This is a genomic window from Trichococcus sp. ES5 (genome assembly GCF_900067165.1).
GTDB classification, from domain to species: domain Bacteria; phylum Bacillota; class Bacilli; order Lactobacillales; family Aerococcaceae; genus Trichococcus; species Trichococcus flocculiformis.
Genome location: NZ_FJND01000038.1, coordinates 1 through 8,865, shown reverse-complemented (window position 1 = coordinate 8,865; position 8,865 = coordinate 1). Strand labels below are relative to the sequence as shown.

Here is an 8,865-nt window from a genome sequence, read left to right as displayed (position 1 = left end):
GGAGAATGCTGTTCGCATGATGGTCAGCTTGCTTTCCTACAACATCAACAATTTTATGCGTACACTAGCTTTCCCAGAAAAGGCCAAAGGCCTACAGATACAGAGTATTCGTCTTCGGTTTTTCAAGATTGCTGGGAAACTGATCCACAGCGGAAGACGCATGATGCTAAAACTCAGTACCCATCATGTCTATCAAAACGAATTTTTTCATATCTTACGGCAAATTCAATCCTTGTCTTGGTGAGTCCCCGTTAATTTAAAAAAAATCTTTCGAACAAAGGGATTAGTATGCCCTAAAACACAATAACAATCGCATTCCGTGCTTCTTTTCGTCTCTAAGAGACGTTTTGAAAGGAAAAAAATAACAACTCCGCGAAAAATCCAATATTGCAGATGAAATAGGGTTATTCATATCAAGATTTGGTATGGTATGAATAATTCAGGGGTAAAGAGATGTATGAGCGTCGCGGAGGTTGGAAATACTTCAAGGATGGTCTGATTGCTCAAAAGAAAATATATGCTGTTGGGTTATCGAGTCCTGTCGACTTTATGATTCGACTAGGTGCTCAAACAGTGGTGAATCTTGTGCCGAATCGTTTAAGAAGTACTATCTATTCGAAAGTCTTACGAAAATAAAGAATAAATTGATCAGAAAGTAGGATGACGAGTGGTTCAAATTAGTTTTATTATGCCAGCATTTAATGTAGAAGATTCTTTAGCTCGGTCAGTTGAGGGAATTCTAGCTCAGGAAATTCAGGACTTTGAAATAATTATCATTAATGACGGATCAATCGATCGTACAAAAGAAATAAGCTTGGAGCTTGAAAAGAAAGACTCACGTATTAGTACGATTCATCAAAAAAATGGAGGACCATCAGCGGCTCGAAATGCAGGCCTTGATATTGCGAAGGGAGAATACATCGCATTTGTAGATGGAGATGATTCTGTAGAAAAAGATATGTATTCTACCTTAATGCAACGCATGAAAGGCGAAGAAGCTGATATAGGTGTGTGTAACGTAGTTCGGATGAATGGTGAGAATGAAAAAAAACTGAATAGTGGCAATTTTACGTCTGATGATATTGGTGAAGTGCTTCATAAGTATTTCGTTTGGAATGGTGTAGAATTTTATGTTTGGAATAAGTTATATCGACGCCACGTTCTACAGCAGGTACGTTTCCCGGAAGGTGTGCTGTATGAAGACGTGATGTTTAGTTATCATGCTCTTAAAGCTGCTTCCAAAGTTACCATTACTGAGAAGATTGGGTATAATTACCTAGACAACCCTGTAAGTATAGTGAATCGGACATTCAGTGAGCAGCAGTATAATAATGTGAAGCAAAGAGAAATTCTTTTAGAAGAAGTATCAAAAGATTTTCCACAAATGGCTCCTTATGCCTTGGATAACCTTCTAGATGGGTTCCTTTCCACTGGATTTAAATTATCGGTGGCTAAAAAAGACGATATAAGAAAGACTTACCTTCAGAAATTACGTAGTGATATCAAAAAGTATCAGGCTGCTATTACAAGAAATTCTGTATCGAGTAAGGCAAAAATCGCAGCGCTGTTGTTGTTAAAAACAAATAGTCATTTATATGGCTACCTATATCGAAAAGTATTAAAAAAGTGATTAGAGTTGGGAGTACAAACAATGAGTTTTTTACAAAAGACAAAAAACTGGCTACTAAGCTGGGATAATTTTCGGCATGTATACTTATTTTTATGCCTCATTTATTTTATGCCGAGTAGCTTTGACGTAGAATATATTCCTTTATGGATTTGCTTTGGATGGGGTAGTATCATCATTGCAGTAGATTTCTTCACAGAAAGAAAAATGTTCAAACAAAATTATTGGTATATTTTATTTGCAATGGGGGTTGTTTACGCAGTCTCTATCCTCCTGAACTTTGAACATCAATTTGAACGAGGCGTTTATAATTGGGTATATTTAGTAACGTCGTTCTTTGTTCTTTATCCGATTGATCCCGATCAAGCAAAAGAAGATACAATTAAAAACTTAATAAAATTCAATAAAATATTGTTAGGGACGGTCTTTGTCGCTAGTTTCATTTCAGTTATAATGTTTGTTTTCCAAGTAGGGTATATTATACCAAGTGGTGATGCTAGTGCACGCCAAGGCTTTGTTGCTTCTCGCTTATTTGGAATTTATACAAGTCCTAACGTAGGCTCTATTTTTGGTGTTCTATCGATAGTTGGTTCAATCATTAACAACTTAACCGAAAGAAAGAAATGGTACAGTTTCACAATTATTGGATGGATAAATGTAGCAATTCAATATTTATTCTTCTTACTAGCATCTTCTAGAGGAACACAACTTACGATTACCGTTTTTGTCATCCTTTGTACATTGTTTATTGCTATACCTAGAATGAAACAACAATCAGAGCCTAAAGCAAAACAATGGGGAAGGCTATTTATACAGTTGGGAGTATTCCTCATACTATTAACAGGCGGAGTAGGTACCTTTAAGGATGGGCTTGGTTATGTTCCTGGAGCTATTCGAGGAGTAAGAGATATTGGTAAAACAGAAGAAGTTAGAAAAGAAGAGAGCTTAAAACGTGAGGAAGTTGAAAAAGTTATTATTCAACATTCTCCAGATGATGCTGAAGTGAGCTCAGGTAGATTCACAATTTGGACAGCTGCGATTGATGTAATTAAACAGTTCCCATTATTTGGTGCTACTGACGCATACTTTTATAGGGATGGAATTGAAGTAAGCCAACAGATTGACGAGAGCAAGCTGTCTACCTTAGATAAGAATGAATTAAAAAGGGCACATGGGAATATGCATAATGTTTATATCCAAACACTTATTATGTCGGGAATCATTGGATTTCTTGTGATGGCTGTTTTCTTTATTCTTCATCTTAAAGATAATATTTTATATTTATTATCCTATAAATCGTACACAGTTGACTATCAGATTGTAGCTATTATGTTTTTCTTGCTACTTTCACTTTTTGCAGAAGATTTTGTGGAAAGCCACATTATTTTCAAAGTAAAAGACGTTGTAGCGATTGTGTTTTGGTATTACTTAGGATTGTTACAGCATTTCCGGAAAAATAAATTATTTACTGATGGAGTGGTGAAAGAATGATTGCTTTTATAGCGTGGACTCCTCTGCATATCATCAATATTCTTAATACGAAACAGACCTATTTTCAAAATGTAGAAGCTGATTTATATGTTTATGGGGAATTTAACGGTGCAGAGTCTGTCTTTGAGAACATTCAAAAAGAAAATATTTTCCATAATGTTTACTTTGTGGATTACAAAAAGATGGGTTCTTCAATTGTAAGTAAAATAAATGTCCTCTTAAATCGGAATGTGATGGTAGAACTGGATCCAGCTATTCAGTATGACATTATTTTTACCCAAGGTGGAAACTACTTTCTAAAAATCCTTTTTGGTATTTCAAAGAAAAATAATCCGCAAACCGAATTACGTTATATAGAAGATGGGTTAGCTAGCTATCTGAACATTACTTTGCACAATATTTCTGGTTTTCGGAAGAAAGTAATGAACCTAGTGAATCCCTATAGTATGTTCCTCACAGAGTTTAGTGGTTATTATCTTTACGATCCTTCATTAAGTAATATTAATGAAAAAGAGAAGATGCATCAGCTACCGCCCATCCAGCCAACCGATGAGTTGTACCGTAGACTTCAACGTATTTTTGGAATTGGAGAAAAAAGAGAAAAAATTAAGCGTGCTGTCTTATTTTTAGATCAGCCTCTTGAGGTTGATGGATATAAGGTCAAGGAAGAGGCAGTATTAGAAGCTGTATCAAATGCCGCAATGAATCGATTGCTATACGTAAAACTCCATCCCCGTACAAACCCAAAAAAATACGGGGAAGAGTTTCAATTATTGAAAACAAACTTGCCTTTTGAGTTAAGCTTTCTTGCCTATGATTTTGAGGAAACGGTATTTGTCAGTGCCTTATCTACAGCAACCTTTACACCTAAGCTAATCTTTGGTATTACGAATAGGTTTATCTTATTAACCGATTTTATTCTTCATAATGAAGCTTATTCATCTGAAGATGAGCGTACTGAGAAAGTATTTCAAGGGGTCAGCGAGTTTTACCAACGATACCACTCGAGGGGATATCGGAACGTTATGATGCCTAAAACGCCAGAGGAATTAGTTGAAATGATGGAGGAAAAACCACATGAATATAATGAATAAGTTAAAATCCTCCAGTCTTGTAAAATCTAGTTTTTGGTATACGATTGGAAATATTTTTATTAAAGGAATAAACTTTATCACAATTCCTTTATTTACGAATATTATGACGGTAGACGAATATGGATTAGTAAATAACTATACAGCGATTGCTTCCATTTTTGCTTTATTTGTTGGTCTAAGCTTAAATGGGGCAATTAATAATGCCAATTTCGACTTCAAAGACGATATGAAAGGCTTTATGTCTTCTACCGTCTTTTTATCTTCTCTAAGCTTTGTAGTCTTCCTAGTTTTAGGAAATAGTTATTTTCTCTTCAGTAATTCTTTTTTTGATTTACCGCAAACACTATTTAACGTGATGATTTTTCAGGCTTTTGGAAACTTCTTAATTAACTTTATATCGGCTTACTTTACAATTAATGTTCAGTATTTTAGATTCTTAGCCATATCCATCTTGAGTACATTCATGAATATTGGTTTTTCACTTGCATTAATGTTTACAATGTTTGATGGAAATCGATATGTAGGAAGGGCCGTAGGTAGTGCTTCTGCCTTTACTGTCATTGGATTACTAATCTATATCGTCCTAATTGTAAAAGGGAAAAAATTTATAAATCTTACATACTGGAAATATGCTTTAAAAATTTCACTTCCGCTCATTCCGCACTCCTTATCAAATGTACTATTAAGTCAGACTGACCGGATTATGATTAACTCTTTCCAAGGATCTTTTGATGCGGGTATTTTTTCCTATATCAGTAACTTAGGGATTGTATTGAGTGTACTTTGGGCTTCTAGTAACAATGCTTGGGTTCCTTGGTTCTATGATAAAATGAATAAGCGGGATTACACGACTATTAAAAAGACATCTAATAATTACTTAATGCTTTTTGGAGTTATCACATTAATGAGTATGCTAGTTTTGATAGATGTGGCTAAAATAATGGCTCCGCCTGACTATCAAGCAGGGATTCCTTTACTTATTCCCGTTCTCTTGGGCTACTATTTTCAATTCTTGTATAGTTTACCAGTTAACGTAGAGTTTTATGAAAAGAAAACGCAGTATATCGCGTTCGGAACCATGAGTAGTGCAGCAATGAATATTATACTTAACTATATCTTTATTCCGATGTATGGCTATATGGCGGCAGGGTATACAACCGTTATTTCTTATTTTTTATTGTTCATATTCCATTACTTCTTGGCGAAAAAGATTTTTGGTCGCCAATTATTTGATACTAAAATGATTGTGACAATTAGTTTCTTTATTGTCATCATGTCATTTGTATTGTTTATGCTGACTGATTATATATTAATACGATATATATTGGTTATGATTTTAGGGATTGTTGTTTTCTTCTTCTTTAAGAGGATAAAATTTAGGTGATTGGAGTGATAAGTGAATGAAAATTGCAGTCATTGGACTAGGTTCAATGGGGAAGAGAAGAATACGTTTAATGCAAGGATCTTTCCCTGAGATAGAATTAGTGGGCATTGATGGAAGAGCTGACCGCCAATCAGAGGTTGAGGAAATATATAATATTTCTTGCTTTAGCAGTCTTACAGAAGCGTGGACAAGTGACTTGAATGGGGTTGTAATCAGCACGTCACCACTTTCTCATGAAGCCATTATAAAAGAAGCTCTTCATTTAAATGTGCATGTGTTTACAGAGATTAACCTTTTAAACCATTATTATGATGAAGTAATGGCTTTGGCAAATGAAAAAAAGTTACACCTATACCTATCTTCTACGTTTCTACACCGCAAGGAAATTGCTTATATGGCAGAGAGAATAATGGAGGACCAAAAAGTTACTTATCGCTATCACGTAGGACAATACTTAGCGGATTGGCATCCTTGGGAATCTTACAAAGATTTTTTTGTTTCTCACAAAGAAACAAATGGATGTCGAGAAATCTTTGCTATTGAATTACCATGGCTCACTACAGTATTTGGTGATATTGTATCCGCTGAGGTAAATCATTCAAAAATTAGCAACTTAGAGATTGATTATCCTGATACATACTCCGTTCTTCTAAAACATGAATCTGGAATTACTGGAACACTCAATGTGAACATCGTTTCACGAATTGCGAAGCGAGAATTAGAGATTATCGGTGAATCCACTCAAATAGAATGGCGTGGAACCCCTGATTCTTTAGAAGAGTGGTCTCATGAAGCGAAACAGATGCAAGCAGTTTCGTTATACGATACGTTCGAACATCAAGAGGGATACGCTAAAAACATTATTGAGGATGCTTATCTAGAAGAAATAAAAGAATACATTGCTTTATTGCGTGGCGACATTCAGGATACAAAATATTCGTTTGAACAAGATAAAAAGGTAATCGATTGGATCCACACGTTTGAGGAGGGAATCTAATGAAAGTCGTTTTTTTCGGGTTAGGTTCTATTGGTAAACGTCATCTATTGAATCTTAAATCAATTGTGGGGTCACAAGATTTAGAAGTTCACGCTTTTCGTTCCAATAAGAAGTCTCCAGAGGCAATAGACGGAATAAAAAATGTCTATGATATAAACGAGTTAGATTCTGATTATGATATCGCCTTTATAACGAATCCAACTTCTTTGCATTATGAGACTTTACAAATATTACAAGGGAAAGCACAGTGGTACTTTGTAGAAAAGCCCCTTTTTGAAAGTACGTATACAATTGATGAGTTTGAAGAAAAAGATCGCTATTATATTGCTGCACCGCTACGCTACAAAAAGACGATGCAAGCTGCGAGAGACTTGATTGCAGAAGAAAAAGTTTTGCATGCTCGAATTATTTGTTCTAGTTACCTTCCAACTTGGCGAAATGAAGATTATCGTGAAAGTTATTCAGCTAATGAGGAATTAGGTGGTGGTATTGAATTGGACTGTATTCATGAGTTAGATTATGCCACTTATTTATTTGGACTTCCTAAAGAAGCGAAAAGTATAATAGGTAAGATGTCTAATTTAGAAATCCATTCAAATGACACAGCTAATTACCTATTAGGTTATATAGATAAAGTTGTTGAAATTCATGTAGATTATTTTGGTAAAACTTCACAACGGAAGTTAGAACTGATTACAGAACAAGATACATATATATTTGATTTTTACAAAAATACAAAAACAGTACTTTCTACCGGAGAAATCACTTCTTATAATGAAGAGACCAATGATATGTATGTTTCTGAAATTTCCTATTTTTTAGATGATGTAATGAAAGGAAATACAAATCAAAATAATTTGGTACATGCCTTACAAATTTTAGCAATTGCTAAGGGAGAGCAAGTATGAATATATTAATGACAATATGTGGTAGAGCTGGATCAAAAGGATTAAAGGGGAAAAATCTGAAATCTTTTAATGGTTATCCGCTTATTTCTTATACATTAGCAGCAATTGATTTATTTAAACAAGGGATAGACGCACATATTGATGTAGCACTAAATACAGATAGTACTGAATTACAAGATATGGTGGGGGGATATCCGGATATCTTGTTAGTAGAACGGAAAGTAGAGCTGGCGGGTGACTCAGCAAGTAAAATTGGAGTCATTAAAGATACCTATCTAGAATGTAAAAAGAGAAAAGGAATTCAATATGATGTTGTCATTGACTTGGATTTAACATCCCCAATGAGAACGGTAAAAGATATTGAAAATCTATTGAAAACTAAAATTGACCAACCATTGTTTGATGTAGTATTTTCTGTGGTCGATTCTAGAAGAAATCCCTTCTTTAATATGGTAAAAGAAGAAGGAGATTTTGTCTCTTTAGTTAATGCGTCTACGTATACTGCCCGCCAACAAGCTCCAAAAATTTATGATATGAATGCTTCCATGTATCTTTATGATCCAGAATTCCTAGAGAAACATCAAGCCATTTTTGAAGGGAATTGTGGAATAATCAAAATGAAAGATTATTTGATTTTAGACATTGATTCTGAAGAAGACTTCATCTGGATGTCTTACTTATATGAAAAGTTCTTAGAAGAAGATACCGGAATCAAAGAGATTTATGACCACATTCCAAAATTGAATTTATAAATCTTCATAATAAAGCCTAGAAATCGATGTGATTTCTAGGCTTTTGTACGGTTTAAAATGTGGAAGATGGAATAGAAATGCTTGGAAAATAAACTTAAGTGTTTCTTTCTTACTTTTGCATGATAGAATAATAGGGTTACAAAATATATTATTAAATTGGTAGTGCCAAAAATTCTATGGAAACTGCTATGAATAATGAAGTGATGTGAAAATCCGTGCCCTACTATTCAAAGTTGGGTGAAACAAACGCTCTTGACAACCGAGCCAATGGTTTCTTCCTCTGCCGTCAAGGGCGACGGTATACAAAAGGAGCAGCACAAAGTAGCCCTTGGTCTCAGGAAATTTTAAACCATTGGCCATTCGGATTGTCAAGAGTACGCTCCGCCGTTTGTTTAGTTAATTGGTTCTCTTTTTTTAGAGGGCTCAGGTGCCAAAAGTTAAGGGGTTTGGTCCATCAGCCACTCTTGGGATAAAGAGATTAATTTTGTCCATTTAGCCGGCATATTGGGAAGTTTGTCCAGCTCAGGAATCAACACAGGTACCTTCTTTTCTAAGGCAGCGTGCGGTCTCAAAAAGTTGAAGTACACACAGAATAGGGTCACGAAAGAGACT

Annotated in this window: 8 protein-coding genes; all 8 read left to right on the top strand. The window is 34.9% G+C overall.

Going from position 1 to position 8,865, the window contains the following annotated elements:
• The coding region (locus TES5_RS14440; protein WP_198143374.1) for a transposase at nt 1-244 on the top strand (244 nt) is incomplete at its 5' end.
• 423 nt (nt 245-667) lie between these two features.
• Nucleotides 668-1,630 carry a glycosyltransferase gene (locus TES5_RS14430; protein ID WP_068562677.1) on the top strand — a complete coding sequence of 321 codons (963 nt, stop codon included), beginning with the start codon at nt 668-670 and terminating at the stop codon, nt 1,628-1,630.
• A 21-nt stretch (nt 1,631-1,651) separates the two neighbouring features.
• The gene (locus TES5_RS14425; protein WP_068562676.1) at nt 1,652-3,118 is read left to right on the top strand and encodes an O-antigen ligase family protein; all 1,467 of its coding nucleotides are present in this window, start codon (nt 1,652-1,654) and stop codon (nt 3,116-3,118) included.
• A complete protein-coding gene (locus TES5_RS14420; protein WP_068562675.1) occupies nt 3,115-4,212 on the top strand; it encodes a polysialyltransferase family glycosyltransferase in 1,098 nt (365 codons plus the stop codon). The genes TES5_RS14425 and TES5_RS14420 overlap by 4 nt, the downstream gene beginning before the upstream one ends.
• On the top strand, nt 4,196-5,596 hold the full coding sequence (locus TES5_RS14415; RefSeq protein ID WP_068562674.1) for an oligosaccharide flippase family protein: 1,401 nt from the start codon (nt 4,196-4,198) through the stop codon (nt 5,594-5,596). Before TES5_RS14420 ends, TES5_RS14415 begins: the two co-directional genes overlap by 17 nt.
• Nucleotides 5,597-5,612: 16 nt before the next feature.
• The gene (locus tag TES5_RS14410; RefSeq protein WP_068562673.1) at nt 5,613-6,593 is read left to right on the top strand and encodes a Gfo/Idh/MocA family protein; all 981 of its coding nucleotides are present in this window, start codon (nt 5,613-5,615) and stop codon (nt 6,591-6,593) included.
• Nucleotides 6,593-7,501 carry a Gfo/Idh/MocA family protein gene (locus TES5_RS14405; protein WP_068562672.1) on the top strand — a complete coding sequence of 303 codons (909 nt, stop codon included), beginning with the start codon at nt 6,593-6,595 and terminating at the stop codon, nt 7,499-7,501. The genes TES5_RS14410 and TES5_RS14405 overlap by 1 nt, the downstream gene beginning before the upstream one ends.
• Nucleotides 7,498-8,253: an acylneuraminate cytidylyltransferase family protein gene (locus TES5_RS14400; RefSeq protein ID WP_068562671.1), complete on the top strand. Its 756-nt coding sequence runs from the start codon at nt 7,498-7,500 to the stop codon at nt 8,251-8,253. Before TES5_RS14405 ends, TES5_RS14400 begins: the two co-directional genes overlap by 4 nt.
• Nucleotides 8,254-8,865 lie beyond the last annotated feature (612 nt).

Bases quoted from the DNA above. Each gene is read 5' to 3' on its own strand.
- TES5_RS14425 (WP_068562676.1), top strand. From the start codon at position 1,652: ATGAGTTTTTTACAAAAGACAAAAAACTGGCTACTAAGCTGGGATAAT.
- TES5_RS14415 (WP_068562674.1), top strand. From the start codon at position 4,196: ATGAATATAATGAATAAGTTAAAATCCTCCAGTCTTGTAAAATCTAGT.
- TES5_RS14410 (WP_068562673.1), top strand. From the start codon at position 5,613: ATGAAAATTGCAGTCATTGGACTAGGTTCAATGGGGAAGAGAAGAATA.
- TES5_RS14400 (WP_068562671.1), top strand. From the start codon at position 7,498: ATGAATATATTAATGACAATATGTGGTAGAGCTGGATCAAAAGGATTA.
- TES5_RS14405 (WP_068562672.1), top strand. From the start codon at position 6,593: ATGAAAGTCGTTTTTTTCGGGTTAGGTTCTATTGGTAAACGTCATCTA.
- TES5_RS14420 (WP_068562675.1), top strand. From the start codon at position 3,115: ATGATTGCTTTTATAGCGTGGACTCCTCTGCATATCATCAATATTCTT.